This is a genomic window from Chimaeribacter californicus (genome assembly GCF_002858675.1).
Classification (GTDB): Bacteria; Pseudomonadota; Gammaproteobacteria; order Enterobacterales; family Enterobacteriaceae; genus Chimaeribacter; species Chimaeribacter californicus.
Genome location: NZ_PJZF01000004.1, coordinates 57,699 through 73,965 on the forward strand (window position 1 = coordinate 57,699; position 16,267 = coordinate 73,965).

The window sequence follows — 16,267 nt, forward strand, 5'->3', positions numbered from 1 at the left end:
GTAACCGGCACAGGGATGCACCGCGCAAAAAATGCGCCGGGCGAAGGCCGGTTAATAAAGGAAGCTATCAGCCCTTAACGGGCACAATTCCGGGAGGTGGAGGCGGCGGGCAGGTGACGGCGTAAACAGGATGCAATGATGGCGCAGCGCAGCCTACCGGAGAACCGGTATCCACGTCAGCCTGCATAAAAGTCATCATCATCTGTTCAGCCTGTAAAAGGATCGTCCGTAAAAGTTATCAAAATGTGTATTTATTGTCATGTTTTTTATCCGGATCGCCGGTTTCCTCAAAAGCACATGCAAGATTGTTATTTCCCCCGGGCATAACCGCTTTGCCATAGTGGGCTAACTCCCCTGACAGGATGCATGCCCTTGAAAACCTTTACCCTGAGTACCCTGCTGCTGGCGCTGTCGTTTGGCGCAGCCCAGGCAGCACCCGCGCGCATTGATCTGGCGGCCAACCAGCAGGTTATCCATACCGCCAAAAACAGCGCAGCGGTGGCGCTGTTGCCGCCCGGCTTTACCTTTGCCGTGCCGGGCAAACTTACGGTGGTGGTCAGCGCGCTGAACTCCCCGCCGCTTTCCGTGCTGGCGGAGGATAACCGCACCCGCATCGGCAGTGATATTGACATCGCGCGCCTGCTGGCAGACAGCCTGGGGCTGGATCTGAACCTGGTGCCCGCCTCCTGGGAGCAGTGGCCGCTGGGGATTGCCTCCGGCAAATATGATGTGGCGCTGTTTAATATCGCCGTGACGCGGGAGCGCAAAACCCGGTTTGATTTCGCTACCTACCGCACCGACACGCTGAGCTTCTCGGTGCGCAGCCACAGCCCGGTTCAGACGATCAACAAACCCGCGGATGTCGCCGGGCTGAAGGTGATTGTCGGCTCCGGCACCAATCAGGAGAACATCCTGCTGACCTGGGACAAACAGAACCGCGCGCAGGGCCTGCCGGCGGCGTTGCCGGTGTATGTCACGGATGACGCGGCGGCCAGCCTGGCGCTGCAATCCGGGCGGGTGGACGCTTTTTTTGGCCCCCACTCCACCGCCGTGTATAAAGCGGCGCTCACCGGCACCACCCGCGTGGTGGGCAACGGGCCGCGCACCGCCTGGGTTGCGGCCACCACCCGCAAAGGAAACGGGCTGGCGGCCGCGCTGAGCGAGGCGATTAACGGGACGATACGCAGCGGGGAGTATGCGCGGGTACTGGCGCGCTGGGGGGAAAGTGATGAACAGGTAACGCAGTCACAGGTGAATCCGCCCGGCATGGGCGACGGCCCGGCCGATGCCTTGCCGGATAAATCGGGCTGAAAATTTTGCTTAACAGCGGACAAACCCAAGCCTTAACAGCAATTTTCTGGTAATGATTTTTTCTGATTGAAAAATAAAAACCTGCTCAAAAGATACGCTACGTGCCTGAAATTCCGCATGTTATGATGCGCGACGCTCTCTTTTGAAAAGGACAGGAACGTGAATAAGGCTGTACTTCTGATCGCTGCCGCGAGCGCGCTGGTGGCCTGTGACGCCCGCGGGCCGGAGCCGGTCAATCCCTCACTGGCAAGCCTGGCCAATATTTTTGGTTTTGATGCACTGCGCGGCAAGGTAAAGCACTTCACCCAGACCCAGAAAGAGGAGAGCGGCAAGATCTCCGCACAGGTCAGCGTCACGCTGGATAAACAGGGCTGCGTACAGCAACTGCGCTCATTCCAGCCGGCGATGAAAGTGGATGTCGATCTGGTTAAAGAGGGCGATTACTTCGTTGACCGCACCAGCCGCAAAAAAATGTACCAGCTGGATGCGCAATGCCGGCTGGAGCGCACCGTGGACGGCAGCCTGCGCTATAAAAAAGATGCCCAGGGCTTTATTACGGATGTGATAAGTACCGAAACGGATGACGCCTTTGCCGGCTACCGTTACGACGCGCTCGGTTACCCGCGCCACACCCTGTTCCAAAATGCGCAGGGCAAAACCGAGATCGACGTGAAAGAGGATGCCCCGGACACCCGGAGAACGGATGCCACCCTTGAAGCCAGGGTAGACGGCAGGCTGGCCGGGATCACCAAAACCCGCTGCCATTATGATGCCCATTTCAACCCGGTGCAGTGCGCCGCGGCCGTGGTCGCTGAAGGGGATTACGGCAGCGCCACCCTGAATTACACCCAGACCTATCAGACCACCTACTACTGAGCCGGGCGCGGCAACTGCTCCGGCAGGTCGATGTCCCACACACAACCGGGGTCATCCACCGGCACCGGGTGCGGCGGTGTGCTTAGCAACAGCGCCCGCGCGCCCTGGTCGCCGCTCAGCGCACAGAGCGCCTGCCTCATCTCCGCCCGGAACCCCACCGGATGCCCGGCCTGTTCACCGTACACCGCCCGTGCGCACGCCGCGTGCATGAGCGCTGCATTCACCTGAAGGTAAGTCTCCGGTTTCAGCAGCGGCATATCCGCCAGCGCCACCAGCCAGCCCGGCCATGTGGCTGTGGCCGCGACCCCGGCCGCAATCGACTCGCCCAGCCCCCCACTTGCCACACAGTGAAACGCCGCCCCGGCGCGCGCGGCCAGCGCCTGTAACCCGGCATCTTCCGGCCGCAAAATCACCATCACCTGCAGGCCGCTCTGCTGCGCATGGCGCAGACTCTGCTCAAAGACCGTGCTGCCGCCCGGCAGCAGGCCGGATAATTTATGCTGCCCGCCCGATGCAGCGCGGTAGCGGCGGCTCAGCCCGGCGGCCATCAATAAAATGCCTGCGTTCAACAGAGGTGCTCCCGTTCTTGAGGGGTATTACGCCAGTGTACGCGGGGTGGCAGAGAAAAAGAAAATTCAGGCACGCTACCGGCCGCCCGTGGGCCAGGAGCCAGGGAAAAGAGGGGATAGTGGAAAGCAGGGGAAATAGCCGCAGGGTGGCCGGTGAGCAGGCTTAATTCCTGGAAGGGGGATATTCCTGGGTATCCGTGCCGCACAGCATGACCGGATAGTCCTGGTCGAGCTTGCGTTTAAAATACTGCTTCATATCGCGGCTGATGCCCGCGCCGCACCAGACCAGATGGTGCTCATATTTTCGCGTCGGTTCTGCCGGTACCTGGGTGACATTGGGTGAGATTTCTACCCGGCAGCCCTGGCCGGTCAACCTGATGGCTTCCAGCCAGATTTCAGTCTCATTGGTGGTGCTGGCCGTCTCCAGAAAAATCGGCACACTTTTCTGCCGTTCTGATAACGCCATGACGCGCCCGGCATGCTGAAGCACGGCCGCATGAAAGCGGGCCAGGCGGAACACGGCGCCGGGGCTGTTATCACTTCTCAGCCACAGGTTCAGCGGCCTGAGCAGGTAATTGACGAACGCTTCACCACTGTAATGGGTACCCAAAGTACGCAGCAGCCGGTTCAGCTCCTCGGTTGAGCGGGGGCCAAGCTGTGTGAGCACTTCGTCAGTACGGCATTGCCAGCCACTGCGGCGATAGCGATGCGGGGCGTTCAGCAACCGGTGGATCTCGGGCAGCGTATCGCCCGCATTGGTGAGATCCAGCACATAACGCACGCGGTCGAAGGTCTGGCTGCTATACGTGCCTTCACTGTTCGCAGTATGAGGCACCAGCCCCGCACGCCGCCAGCTGCGCAGGGTCGCCGGCAGAATGCCGATCATCGCGCACAGGGTTTCCGTTGTATAAAGCGTCATACATGTCCCATTTAGAAAATATCATCCTGATAATTTGGGGTAGTGAAGAGATAGCCTGCGCGCTAGCGTTGAAAAAAGATACTTTTTTCCCGTAAAGATTTATCAAGGCCATAACATCTGGCAGCGGGAGAAAAGCAGGCAATTGTTATCCTGAAAGAAAGGGCCCCATGGCACTTACCCCTCTTTTTTATTTCCCTCCTCTTCAGAAAATGGTTTAGCGCTTTTTATCAAAGACTATTGTGGGGACAGCATGAGCCTTGCCAGAATGGCACTTTTCCTTAACTTTTATTTAACAATGGAAATTATCCTTTTTTCATCATGCGGATAAGCCACGGTTTTCTCCGGCAATATCTTGATACATGCTCTTGAACCGAACTAACAATAATGATAATAATTATCATTAGATTTACACTACGTGACTTTATCTCATCTTCCAGGCGTAAAAAGGCCGGCAGATGAGATTTTTGTATGGCTCACACGCGTTGCTCTTTCTCTTAACTGTAAAAGATTTTTATAGGGATTATGAATATGTTGTCGGCTTTTAACCTGAAGCGCTCCAGCCTGCTGTGTTCCCTTGCGCTGTTTGTTCCCCTCGCTTCCCTTGCTGAAGATACCGTAGTCGTCACTGCCCAGCCGGCAGAAACAGCCGATACGCCGACCCAGGGCTACAGCGCCAAAACCAGCCGGAGCGCCACCAAAACCGACCAGCCTCTGATCACCACCGGCCAGGCGGTGTCTGTGATTACCCGCCAGCAGATGGATGACCAGAACGCCACTACCGTCAACGCGGCGCTGAACTACACGCCGGGCGTGTTCACCAACTTCGCCGGCGGCGCGACCCGCTACGACACCGTCTCCCTGCGCGGTTTCCACGGCGGCGATGTGAATAACACCTTCCTGGATGGCCTGCGCCTGTTAAGCGACGGCAGCAGCTATAACGCCCTGCAGGTTGACCCGTGGTTCCTGGAGCGCATTGATGTGCTGAAAGGCCCCTCCTCTGCGCTGTATGGCCAGGGCATCCCCGGCGGTGTGGTGATTGAGAGCACCAAGCGCCCGCAGTTCGCCCCTGAAGGCCATGTGCGCCTCTCCGGCGGCAACTTCAACACCAAGGGCGGCGCGTTTGACTACACCGACGCGATCAATGACCAGTGGGCCTACCGCATCACCGGCATGACCCGCAGCAGCGACACCCAGTACGACAACCAGCGCGAAGAGCGTTACGCCATCTCTCCGCAATTGCTGTGGCAGCCGGATGAGAACACCTCGCTGCTGTTGCGCGCGTACCTGCAAAAAGATCCGTCCGGCGGCTACCACTCAGCGGTACCGGCTGACGGCAGCCTGTATGGCGATCGCCTGAGCCGCGGCTTCTTCGACGGCGAAAGCAGCCACAACGTCTTCAAACGCTGGGAGCAGATCTACAGCTATGAATTCCAGCACGCGTTTAACGAAACCTGGTCATTCCGCCAGAACGCCAGCTACACCCACTCCAACACCAAGCTGGAGCAGGTGTACGGCATTGGCTGGAATGCCGACCGCAGCGAGATGAGCCGTTACTACTCCGGGGAAGACTCCTCGCTGAACGCCTTCGCGATTGATAACCAGCTCGAGGCCGATTTCGCCACCGGGATGCTGGAGCATAAGGTGGTGGTGGGCTTTGACTTCCAGCACTTCACCAATGACACCTCGTCTGAGAGCGGCTACGCCACCAACCTTGATCCGTATACCGGCGCAACCGGCGGCGATACGCTCTACCAGGACGGCGCATTCACTATCCCCGGCGTGTTCGGCAGCCACGTTAAACGCAAGTACACCCAGACCGGCGGGTATTTGCAGGATGATATGAAGCTCGACAAGTGGCACCTGACCCTGTCCGGCCGCTATGACAACCTGAAGTCCAAGGCCACCACCTATGAAACCGACGTGACCGATGAGCGCAGCGACGATCATGTGACCGGCCGCGCCTCGCTGTTGTACGCGTTCGATAACGGTATTTCGCCGTACATGAGTTACAGCACCGCCGTGACCCCGGCGACGTTGACGGACATAAACGGCAACCTGCTGAAGCCGACCACCAGCGAGCAGTATGAAGTGGGCGTGAAATACCAGCCGGTGGGCAGTGCTTCGCTGTACTCCGCCGCGCTGTATGACCTGACCCAAAAGGATGTGGCTAACCGCATCGTTCAGGGCAGCTACTATGTCCCGGCCGGGAAAGTCCATTCCCAGGGGCTGGAACTGGAAGCACGCACGCCGATTACCAAACGTTTCAACGTGATTGCCGGGTACACCTATAACAAGGTGAAATTCAAAGACGCGGTTGACGGCAACGACGGCAACACCCCGTACGTGACGCCGAAGCAGATGGCGTCCCTGTGGGGCCAGTACAACTCCGCGATTGGGGTGGATCTGGGCGCGGGCGTGCGTTACATCGGCACCCAGTGGGCGGATAACGAAAACACCCTGCACATGCCGTCCGCCACGCTGTTTGACGCCTCCTTGCGCATGAACCTGGCGCAGTTCAGCCCGGAGCTGAAAGGGGCCTTCGTGCAGCTTAACGTCAACAACCTGACCGACAAGAAGTACGTCGCTGCCTGCTACGGCACCGGTTACTGCTACTGGGGCCAGGAGCGCACCGTGGTCGCAACCGTCGGTTACGATTTCTGATTGTCACTCCCTGACAAAAAGCCCGGCCTCTGCCGGGCTTTTTTATGCGCGTCAGTCACGCCCCATCGTGACCTCACACCCGCTTTCCATCCGCCAGTATTTGGGCAGCACCCAAAGCGGGCCGGTGACGTTTGCCACCACGCGGGCGCGGATGTCCGCGCTTGACGCCCCTACCTGAATCTCAAACTCGCCCGGCTCCACCACCCGGCGGCCCTGCGCGTCAGTAAAGTTCAGCATGTCCGTGGGCAGCGAGAACGTCAGCCGGGCCGTTTCGCCGGGTTGCAGCGTCACGCGCTGGAACGCTTTCAGCTCATGAACCGGCCGCACCAGCGAGGCCAGCCGGTCTTTGACATACAGCTGCACCACCTCACTGCCTGCCCGGTCACCGCTGTTGGTAATGCGGACGTGCACCACCAGTGTGCCGTTCTCGCCGGGCACCGCCGGTTCCGCCAGGTGCAGATCGTCATAGCGGAACGTCGTGCCGCTCAGGCCATAACCAAAGGGGTAACGCGCGCCGAATGAGAAGGCGATCGGCGTGCCGCCGCTTTTCAGTTTATGGTTGTAGTAGTAAGGCATCGCCCCGGCGCTGTTCGGCACCGACAGCACCAGGCGGCCTGACGGCGGCTCGCGCCCGCTGAGGATGTCGGCAATGGCGCGCCCGCCCTCCTGCCCCGGCGCAAACGCCACCAGATAACCCGCCAGTTCCTCTTCCAGCCCGTTCAGGAAGTAAGGGCGGCCGCCGGTCAGGATGGCGATGGTCGGGGTGCCGGTCGCGACCACCGCTTCCAGCAACTGCTGCTGCACGCCCGGCAGTTGCAGGCTGTCGGTGTCTGACCCTTCGCCCACCGTGCCGCTCTGGAACAGCCCGGCCAAATCGCCGACAAACACCAGCGCCACCTCGCTCTGCCGCGCCAGCGCCACGGCACCCGCAATCAGGCCGGTATCCTGTGACACCGGCGAGTGTTGCAAGGGTTTGCCGCTGTCGCCCGGAAACACCGGCGCGCCCGCCGTGCGCTGCTCCAGAATGTGGCACCCTTTGGCGTAACGGATCGCCGCCTCCCCATAACGGTGGCGCAACGCCTGTAACGGCGTGGTGATCTCGGTTTGCGCGGTCATGTCACTGATGATCAGATGTACCGGGAAACTGTACCCGCTCAATAACGCCAGCGGATCGTCAGCGGTCGGGCCGATCACCGCGATCTTCTGCCCGGCCTGCGGCACCAGCGGCAGGATGCCGTTATTTTCCAGCAGCGTTACCGACCGTACTGCCGCCTGCCACGCCAGTTGCCGCGTGCTGTCACGTTGCAGTACTACCGCATTTTCATCGGCATACGGGCGCTCAAACAGCCCCAGCCGGAATTTCTCGTGCAGGATGCGCGCCACGATTTCATCAATCTTTTCAGCGGAAATCAGCCCGCGCTGCCGCGCCTCGGCCAGATGGCGGGCGCAATCATCCTTCGGCAGTTCGATGTCCAGCCCGGCATTAAAGGCCAGCGCGGCGGATTCGGCCGCATCCGCGCTGACGCCGTGGTGCTGGTGCAGCAGGCTGACGCCGCCATAGTCCGCCACAATCAGGCCGTCGAAACCCCAGCGCTCACGCAGCACCTCCGTCAGCAGGAAGGTGTCGCTGTGGCACGGCTGGTTGTCGATGTCGTGATACGCGGGCATCACCGATCCGGCATTCGCCAGTTTGACGGCCATCTCAAACGGCAGCAGGAAGGTATCATTCAGCTCACGGAAGCCCAGATGCACCGGCGCATGGTTGCGCGCGCCCTCGCTGAAGGAGTGGCCGACATAGTGTTTCAGCGTCGCCAGCAGATCGCGGTCTGGCCCCTGTAACCCGCGCACATAGGCGGTCGCCATTTTTCCCACCAGATAAGGGTCTTCGCCAAAAGTCTCTTCAGTGCGCCCCCAGCGCACATCCCGTGAGACATCCAGCACCGGGGCCAGCCCCTGATGGCAACCGACGCTTTGCGCCTCTGCGCGGATGGCGGCCGCCACCTGTTCAATCAGATCCGGGTCCCAGGTTGCGCCATAGCTGAGTGACGAGGGAAACAGCGTTGCGTCTTTGCACAGCAGCCCGACCAGACACTCCTCATGGAACATTGCCGGGATGCCGAGCCTCGTCTCTTCCACCAGCGTTTTTTGCAGCCGGTTGAGCGCCCGCACGCCCTCTTTCGCCTCCACAATATGGGTGCCGAGCGGGCGGGTTACCTGGCCGATCCCGGCAAACAGGCGCGTCGCGAGATCATCCTCCCCAGCGGCACCGGCGAAATCATCGCTGAGGTCGCGGCGGCTGCGGTGCTGGCCGTCCGGCGAGAGGATCAGCCAGAAAGCATGCATCTGGGCATATTTTTCTTCATCGGTCATGCGGGACAACAGATCCTGTACGCGTGCCGCAACCGGCTGCGTCGCATCCTTATAAACACAGGGCATGGAGACTCTCCTTATAAAGCGTGGGCGGAACCGGGGGCCGGCAACGTATCCGGCGCCTGGTTATCGCGTTTTTTCGCCAGCTGGGCGGCGATTTCCCGCACATACCGGCTGTTGAGTTTGCAGGCAAACAGCAGCAGCGCCATGGCGATAAACAGCACCGACGGCACCAGGGTAAACAGCGCGTTAATGGTCGTTATCACCCCGGCAGGCTGCTGGGCGGTGTTCGGCAGATAATCCACGAACCCGAGCACCCAGCCCACCAGCGCCCCGCCCAGTGCCAGGCCGAATTTGATGGCAAACAGGGCGGTGGAGAAGACCAGGCCATCCAGGCGGCGGCCGCTGCGGTGCTCCTCGTAGTCCACCACGTCGGAGAACATCGCCCATTGCAGGGGGGTAGAAAGGTTCTGCACAAAACTGAACACGATGTTAATGGTGAAAATCAGCCAGACGGCAGAAGGCGGGATAAAGAAGATCAGGCTGCCGATCACCACATAGGCGGCGATGGTCCACTGGTAGGCGCGTACCCGGTCAAATTTGCTGAGCAGCGTTTCTGAGAGCAGCGCGCCGAACAACGCCGCCAGCATGCCGGAGACAATAAAGGCAAACACCAGCTCAGGCCGCATCATCACATATTTCACATAGTAGATGGTCGCCGAGCCGCGGGTGACCACCGCCACCAGTAACAGAATGTTAAAAACAAACACCAGACGCCACTGGCGGTTTTGTGCCAGTACCCGCAGGTCGCCCAGCAGGCTGTGGCGTGCATCCTGTGGGGAGTGGTAGCGCTCTTTGGTCAGCATAAAACAGGCAAAAAACAGCACCACACCGAGCAGCCCCATCAGGCCCATGGCATAAAAATAGCCGTGCTGCGGGTTGCCGCTGCCCAGCCAGTCCACCAGCGGCAGGGCCACCACGGTGACCACCAGCCCGCCAATAAAGGAGAGCGCAAACCGCCACGATTGCAGCGAATGCCGCTCGCGCGGATCCAGCGTCAGCGAGCCGGGCATCGCGCAATAGGGCACATTAATGGCGGAGTAAACCAGGCTCAGCAGGCTGTAGGTCAGGCAGGCGTAGACAATTTTCAGTGTGGCGGAGACCGGCGGCACATAGAAGGTGATCAGGCAGCAGACGCCGAACGGGATCGCCATCCAGAGCAGCCAGGGGCGGAATTTGCCGTGGCGGGTCTGGGTGCGGTCTACCAGCGTGCCGATGCAGGGGTCGATCAGCGCATCAACCGCGCGCACCACCAGAAACATGGTGCCCATGATGGCGGCCGGCAGGCCAAAGACATCGGTATAGAAGTAGGCCAGAAACAGCGTGGCGGTTTGCCAGACCAGGGCGCTGGCCATATCGCCCAGGCCATAGCCTATTTTGTCAGTGACGGAGAGTGCAGGGAAACGGGTCATGTTTATCTTCTCAATTGAGGTCAAAAAGATAACGGCCACCGGCCACTGCGTTATTTTTTGACGGCATACCGGGTGCCCGGCGACGCGTTGGTGACAGACGTGCGCTATCACCACAGAACAGGCGGGCACGCAGCCCGGCTTTTCTGCCGGAATGAGTATGGTGGGGCGTGGGAAAAGGGGAAATTGAGAAAATTAACAGGTTATTTACGTAATCTTACTTTGTCCGGAGTTTGTGAGCCGGGGCAAATTTTACAGCTTTTTCCGCAGCCGGGCGGGGCACCTGCACAATTTTGTGCAGCCCATTAAGGCAAATTACCGCCGTCGAAAATAGATAAGAAAAATGGCATGATCTGTTTGTTTAACAAACAGTGGCGGCCGGGCAATAATTCTTTATAATCACAGCCCAAAAATGTGATTGGTTACACATCTTTATTTTTATCGGAACCTTGTAAAACTACACTACACAGCTGGCGCCTTGCGCCCGGCCATGACTTCAACCCCCTGCCAATTGGCATAACAATCAACGAAACGACAATATGAGCATACGCGCATTATTCACAGTAATTTTCGCAGTGGCCGCCTATAGCCAGGCTGCCTTTGCGGTCGTGTATCCGCTGCCGGCCAAAAACAGCCGTCTGGTGGGTGAGAACATCGTCATTGATGTGCCGAAAGGCAGCACCGATCCGCTGGAGCACTTCGCCGCACAGTTCCAGATGGGCCTGAGCAACATGATGGAAGCCAACCCGGGCGTCGATCCGTTACTGCCGCTGCCGGGCAAACTGGTTATCCCGCATCAGCTGATCCTGCCGGACGCCCCGCGTGAAGGCATCGTGATCAACAGTGCCGAGATGCGCCTCTATTACTACCCGAAAGGCACCAATACCGTGGTGGTGTTGCCTATCGGCATCGGTGAGCTGGGCAAAGACACGCCGGTTAACTGGGTGACATCGGTACAGCGCAAGAAAGATGGCCCGACCTGGACGCCGACCAAAGCGATGCATGCCGAGTATGAAGCGCGCGGTGAAACCCTGCCGGAAGTCTTCCCGGCCGGCCCGGATAACCCAATGGGCCTGTACGCGCTCTATGTGGGCCGCCTGTATGCGATTCACGGCACCAATGCCAATTTCGGCATCGGTTTGCGCGTCAGCCACGGCTGTGTGCGCTTACGTGCTGATGACATCAAATGGCTGTTTGATAATGTGCCGGTCGGCACCCGCGTGCAGTTTATTGATGAACCGGTAAAAGCCACGGTAGAGCCGGATGGCTCCCGCTACGTTGAAGTACACAACCCGCTTTCCGTGACGGAAGAGCAATGGAAATCGACCCAGCCGGTGCCGATTACCCTGACGCCGGTAGTCAGCCAGGTGTTGAGTGACGCCAGCGTCAACACCAGTGACGTGGATCAGGCGATTCAGGCCCGTACCGGGATGCCGGTGAAGGTGAACGGCCCGCAGGAAGCCCAGCCGCAGGCGCAGCCGGGTGAAACTGAGCAGCCGCAGGCTGAGCCTCAGCCACAGGTGGTACCGCAGCCGCCGGTGATCCAGCCGGTGAACGGTGAAGCCACCGCGCCGGCTGAGAGCCAGCCAGCGGCCACTGAGCCAAGCGCAGGCTAACGGCCCGCCTTTTTGTATGACCTGTAACGGGAGCCTTGATGGCTCCCGTTTTTTTTGTGCTGGTGCCGGTTTGCTACGCTTAGGTTATGCCTTTTCATTCAGGAGCCGTTGATTTTATGCCTATGCCGCCGTTCAACTATGAGCAGGACTTCACTACCCTCGATTTCCGCCTTCACCCGGAATGCTATCAGGTCGGGCGCGGAGAACAGGGGGTATTGCTGGTGGAACCCTATAAGAGCGAAATTCTGCCTTACTGGCGTTTCCGGACGGTACCGGTCGCCAAAGCGTCCGCTGAGGCGATTTATCAGCTGTTTGAACAGTACCGCCGGCAGGATGACTTTGTCGGCATGGATATGGCCCGTAAGTTTATTCAGATGGGGTATACGCGCGCACGCCGTTACGCCAATCACAAAGGCGGCCGCAAATATGATGAGGCCGGTAATGTCCTGCCTTATAGCGTCAATGAGGAGAAGGCCGCCGCTGCGGCCATTTTTAAGGCCTATTGGGATCGGCTGCGTGAAGATGAGGATTACCTGCGCCGGAAGAAAGCCCACCAGCTGCAATATGGCTAGGCAGACCTGTGGGGCAGTGGGTTTCTCCTGCCCTTCCTGCCGTTGAAGATGTTTACTATTAATCAGTTACCGTACTCTTTTTTTCCTGGCAGTCTGCGTGCTGAAAAAAACTCCTGAACATTATTCTCAGGGAAATAGGTCACAGGCTTTCAGATAATTTGTGTTAAAACAGAATCTGTTTCTCAGATTACTCTGTGCGTATCCGCCAAAAAACGGGGCGAAATAGGGATTTTCCGGCCGCTGGGCAGTGCTGATTTTCTATTGCTGCATGGCCGGTGGCATTATCACGTGCGCCTGCTGACACCTTTGCTTGCTACGGCTGTATTGCGTTAAGAAAAGAGCACCAATAAGTAAATCCACTCAATGCAGCCTCAACGCCCGGTAAAATTCTCTGGATTAACCGTGCTAATTCGCACACATTGCTAAAAGGCGCCGGGACATAAACATCCCGCGCCCGCTTTGGCAAAACAGGCAGGTAGTGCAATATAGCCAGGTGTCACAATGAATGCTGTGTTTCTATAAATTCCCAAGATTAAGTGATACGGCCGGTGCTATATAATCCGGCAGGGAGTAATAGAATTTTTTACGTTTTTTTTTACAAACATCCTTTGCCTAATAGGCCAAGTTATGTTTACAATTATAATCAAAGAAACAACGCGGCATCGGTCAACCAATAGTATGCGCGTTATAGCTGGTTTAACTAAACTAATGGATATGATATGAGCGATACTTTGAAGGTTCTGAACAACATTCGTACTCTGCGTGCGCAAGCCCGTGAAGTTTCTTTGCAAGATCTGGAAGAGATGCTCTCCAAATTGGAGTCCGTTGTCTCTGAGCGTCGTGATGAAGAACAATCCATGATCGCAGAGCAAAAAGAGCGTGAAGACAAATTAGCAAAATACCGCGAAATGCTGCTGGCAGACGGTATTGATCCAAGCGACCTGATGGCTGTTGAAGCCAGCAAAAGCAAAACCGGCAAAGCTAAACGCGCCCCGCGCCCGGCTAAATATGAATACAAAGATGAGAAAGGCGAGCTGAAAACCTGGACTGGCCAGGGCCGTACTCCGGCAGCGATCAAAGAAGCACTGGATGCAGGCAAGACCTTAGAAAGCTTCCTGATTAAGCAGTAATTCTGAGATACCAAGGCAGCCTTTCTGGTACTGACTTTCTGGTACTGATTAGTACCGATGCCTCATATCATTGTTCAGAGACAGCGTTTTTTTGTGACCCTGAACGAATTAAACGGCCTGAGATAATCAGGCCGTTTTTTTTATGGCTGAGCGATAAGCTAAATTTCTGCGTATATAGGTGCGTCTCACGCATACGCGCGCACTATTACGCTACACAGCGTTAATCATGCGGTGTTACCCCACAGCGTTAAAAAACAGTTTTTGCATCGTGTTCACAACATTTCACTGAATGTGTGCACAACCTGGCTGGCTTATAGTATGAAGCCTTGCACCGGTTAGGGTTAATCTTAATTTGACCTGATTTACAGGATCCATTACTTCCGCCTGAGGATTCTGTGCTGAACATCATTCCCTTCTCCGCGATAATGTGCGGAAAGCGGCAACTCCCCACCAAATGGGTGCAAAGCTTGCGCCCCCTGTTTCCGGCACGATAATTATAAATCTCTGTTCCGGGCTATAACCGAAAGCAGTACATCGCGGTGTCGCGCCATTAGCGCCAGCATCACATTTTTATAAATTTTTCCTGAAAATCATCTTGCTAAATCTGTTAATGCATCGCCCGGCAATACCCGCCAGCCCAAAATCCGCAGATGCATTTCGCAATATCCTCCCGGCTCCTGGCGTTATCCCGTCTTCAGGAAAAGCGTTCACCGGAAAATCGCGATCGCATAAGGTGATATAAGCAGAGAGTGTTATATAAGCAACCGGCTTTTCCTATGGAGGAAAAATCGCCATAGTACTATTTTACATAAATTCTTTTCCCGCCTGTTTTCACGTACTCTATGCTTGATGCATTGCAATGAAGTGAGCTTACCCTTGCCCTCACCTTTGCCACGCCATTCACCCTGCCCTTTCCCGGGCCTGATAATATTCAGACAGGAGCCTTGCCATGACACTCTCTCGTGCGCTGATTGATGAAGCCATTGCCTGGCGCCACCAGTTTCATGCCTGGCCTGAGCTCGGCTTTCAGGAGCACAAGACTGCTCAGCATGTCGCGGCCCTGCTGGAAACCTTTGGGTTTGAGGTTTATAACGGCCTGGGCGGCACAGGCGTGGTCGGCACGTTGCGTAATGGCCCAGGCCCGTCTATCGGCTTCCGGGCGGATATGGATGCTCTGCCGATTACCGAAAACACAGAACATCCCTATGTTTCGCAGATCCCCGGGCAGATGCACGCCTGCGGCCATGACGGCCATACCGCGATGTTATTAGCCGCCGCAAAACACCTTAGCCAGACCCGGCGTTTTAGCGGAACCCTGCACCTGGTTTTTCAGCCGGCAGAAGAGAACCTGGCGGGCGCACGCCGGATGATTGAGGATGGCCTGTTTCGCTTATTCCCCATGGATGCCATTTTTGGCCTGCATAACTGGCCGGGATTACCCCAGGGGCAGGTTGCGCTTAACAGCGGCGCGATGATGGCGTCTCTGGATACCTTTGAAGTAACCCTGACCGGTAAAGGCTGCCATGCCGCCATGCCGGATGAGGGGGCCGACCCCCTCGTAGCAGCCGCCGAACTGATCCTGGCGCTGCAAACCATTCCTGCGCGCCGGCTCTCCCCGCTGGATTCTGCGGTTATCAGCGTGACGCAGCTCAGCGCGGGGGAAGCGATTAATGTGATTCCGGAACGCGCAGTGCTTAAAGGGACGGTTCGATGTCTTCAGACGCCCGTGCGCGATCGGGTTGAAAAGCTGATTGGCGAGTTTGTTACTTACCTGCCGCAATCTTTTGGGGTGCGCGGCACCATGGATTATCAGCGGGGCTACCCGGTGACGGTAAATCATGCTTACTGGGCGGAACAGGTTTGCCGGGCAGCAAAACAGGCTGTTGGTGAATCTAAGGTGACGTTTGGGATTAATCCCTCTATGGCCTCAGAAGATTTTGCCTTTATGTTGCAGGCTTGCCCCGGCGCGTACTTCTGGCTTGGCACCGACGGCGCGCACCCCTCCCCTTCCCTGCACAGTTCCGCCTATGATTTTAATGATGCCCTGATCGAAACCGGTATTACGCTGTGGACGACCCTGGCTGAAAATCTGATGCCGGCCAACGGGTAATAATTTTTCGCACTTCGTAATCCTGTAATCCTGTAATCCTGTAATCCTGTAATCCTGTAATCCTGTAATCCTGTAATCCTGTAATCTCAGGATGGTATGGCCTTCTGGCCATGTCCAGTGCTTCTTCAACGGAAAATGTCTCCCTTACAGGAAATCTTTCCACATAAGCGTGGATGCGTTTCTCATAGCTACCGGAAGCCGCGATCGTTAAGCGACTGTGCCGCACCCAGGGCGATTGGCTTTCTAAAAATAGGTGGAAAGATTTCCTGTTATGTTTCTTAGTATCCTGGGATTCTGGAATCCTACAATCCTGGGATGCTGGGATACTGGGATGCTGGGATGCTGGGATGCTGGGATGCTGGGATGCTGGGATGCTGAACAGGATGAGTCTTTAACCCATAAAGCGGCAATAGCCTTTTAGGCAATACATTGAAAACAGAGAATCCTGTTATCTCATGATTCTGGGATTCTGGGATTCTGGGATTCTGGGATTCTGGGATTCTGGGATTATGCAAAGCGTGTGGCGGCCTGTGTCTGCCGGCAAGCGGTATCATTCATCGGGCCACAGGAAATTACTCCACATATCGCCATTGCACCCTTGGCAGTCAAAATATGCCGCGTTCATTCCCGCCTCATGGCTCGTGAATTTATGCAGGGTGAAAGC

Annotated in this window: 11 protein-coding genes; 7 read left to right on the forward strand and 4 right to left on the reverse strand. The window is 57.1% G+C overall.

The window, feature by feature from the left end; translation table 11 throughout:
• Positions 1–366 precede the first annotated feature (366 nt).
• Together CYR55_RS06590 and CYR55_RS06595 are read left to right on the forward strand one after the other, a co-directional pair.
• Positions 367–1,311 carry an ABC transporter substrate-binding protein gene (locus tag CYR55_RS06590; RefSeq protein WP_101815360.1) on the forward strand — a complete coding sequence of 315 codons (945 nt, stop codon included), beginning with the start codon at positions 367–369 and terminating at the stop codon, positions 1,309–1,311.
• A gap of 159 nt (positions 1,312–1,470) precedes the next feature.
• Positions 1,471–2,187 carry a YnfC family lipoprotein gene (locus CYR55_RS06595; RefSeq protein ID WP_101815361.1) on the forward strand — a complete coding sequence of 239 codons (717 nt, stop codon included), beginning with the start codon at positions 1,471–1,473 and terminating at the stop codon, positions 2,185–2,187.
• Here the strand turns inward: CYR55_RS06595 and CYR55_RS06600 are convergent.
• Entirely contained in the window at positions 2,181–2,756 is a 576-nt protein-coding gene (locus CYR55_RS06600) for a nucleotidyltransferase family protein (protein WP_146000959.1), read from the reverse strand. The genes CYR55_RS06595 and CYR55_RS06600 overlap by 7 nt on opposite strands.
• Before the next feature lie 163 nt (positions 2,757–2,919).
• Positions 2,920–3,675 carry a MerR family transcriptional regulator gene (locus CYR55_RS06605; protein ID WP_101815363.1) on the reverse strand — a complete coding sequence of 252 codons (756 nt, stop codon included), beginning with the start codon at positions 3,673–3,675 and terminating at the stop codon, positions 2,920–2,922.
• 528 nt (positions 3,676–4,203) lie between these two features.
• Here CYR55_RS06605 and CYR55_RS06610 point away from each other — a divergent pair.
• Positions 4,204–6,336 (forward strand): TonB-dependent siderophore receptor, encoded by a 2,133-nt coding sequence (locus CYR55_RS06610; RefSeq protein WP_101815565.1) that lies wholly within the window; start codon positions 4,204–4,206, stop codon positions 6,334–6,336.
• A gap of 51 nt (positions 6,337–6,387) precedes the next feature.
• Here CYR55_RS06610 and CYR55_RS06615 read toward each other — a convergent pair whose 3' ends face one another.
• Both CYR55_RS06615 and CYR55_RS06620 read right to left on the reverse strand, forming a co-directional pair.
• Positions 6,388–8,772 carry a glycoside hydrolase family 3 N-terminal domain-containing protein gene (locus CYR55_RS06615; protein WP_101815364.1) on the reverse strand — a complete coding sequence of 795 codons (2,385 nt, stop codon included), beginning with the start codon at positions 8,770–8,772 and terminating at the stop codon, positions 6,388–6,390.
• A gap of 11 nt (positions 8,773–8,783) precedes the next feature.
• On the reverse strand, positions 8,784–10,178 hold the full coding sequence (locus tag CYR55_RS06620; protein WP_101815365.1) for an MFS transporter: 1,395 nt from the start codon (positions 10,176–10,178) through the stop codon (positions 8,784–8,786).
• Between the two features lie 536 nt (positions 10,179–10,714).
• Here CYR55_RS06620 and CYR55_RS06625 point away from each other — a divergent pair.
• The 4 genes from CYR55_RS06625 to CYR55_RS06640 all read left to right on the forward strand — a co-directional run bounded on the left by CYR55_RS06625 (position 10,715) and on the right by CYR55_RS06640 (position 15,603).
• The gene (locus CYR55_RS06625) at positions 10,715–11,791 is read left to right on the forward strand and encodes a L,D-transpeptidase family protein (RefSeq protein ID WP_101815366.1); all 1,077 of its coding nucleotides are present in this window, start codon (positions 10,715–10,717) and stop codon (positions 11,789–11,791) included.
• 122 nt (positions 11,792–11,913) lie between these two features.
• Positions 11,914–12,363, forward strand: a complete 450-nt coding sequence (locus tag CYR55_RS06630) for a DUF4385 domain-containing protein (RefSeq protein WP_101815367.1) — start codon at positions 11,914–11,916, stop codon at positions 12,361–12,363.
• Positions 12,364–13,082: 719 nt separating this feature from the next.
• Entirely contained in the window at positions 13,083–13,493 is a 411-nt protein-coding gene (locus tag CYR55_RS06635; RefSeq protein ID WP_101815368.1) for an H-NS family histone-like protein, read from the forward strand.
• Positions 13,494–14,442: 949 nt separating this feature from the next.
• Complete coding sequence (locus CYR55_RS06640; protein ID WP_101815369.1) at positions 14,443–15,603, forward strand: M20 aminoacylase family protein; 1,161 nt, start codon at positions 14,443–14,445, stop codon at positions 15,601–15,603.
• The last annotated feature ends 664 nt before the right edge of the window (positions 15,604–16,267 follow it).

Coding starts and splice junctions, on each gene's coding strand:
- CYR55_RS06605 (WP_101815363.1), bottom strand. CDS start 3,675: ATGACGCTTTATACAACGGAAACCCTGTGCGCGATGATCGGCATTCTG.
- CYR55_RS06635 (WP_101815368.1), top strand. CDS start 13,083: ATGAGCGATACTTTGAAGGTTCTGAACAACATTCGTACTCTGCGTGCG.
- CYR55_RS06615 (WP_101815364.1), bottom strand. CDS start 8,772: ATGCCCTGTGTTTATAAGGATGCGACGCAGCCGGTTGCGGCACGCGTA.
- CYR55_RS06630 (WP_101815367.1), top strand. CDS start 11,914: ATGCCGCCGTTCAACTATGAGCAGGACTTCACTACCCTCGATTTCCGC.
- CYR55_RS06640 (WP_101815369.1), top strand. CDS start 14,443: ATGACACTCTCTCGTGCGCTGATTGATGAAGCCATTGCCTGGCGCCAC.
- CYR55_RS06620 (WP_101815365.1), bottom strand. CDS start 10,178: ATGACCCGTTTCCCTGCACTCTCCGTCACTGACAAAATAGGCTATGGC.
- CYR55_RS06590 (WP_101815360.1), top strand. CDS start 367: ATGCCCTTGAAAACCTTTACCCTGAGTACCCTGCTGCTGGCGCTGTCG.
- CYR55_RS06610 (WP_101815565.1), top strand. CDS start 4,204: ATGTTGTCGGCTTTTAACCTGAAGCGCTCCAGCCTGCTGTGTTCCCTT.
- CYR55_RS06625 (WP_101815366.1), top strand. CDS start 10,715: ATGAGCATACGCGCATTATTCACAGTAATTTTCGCAGTGGCCGCCTAT.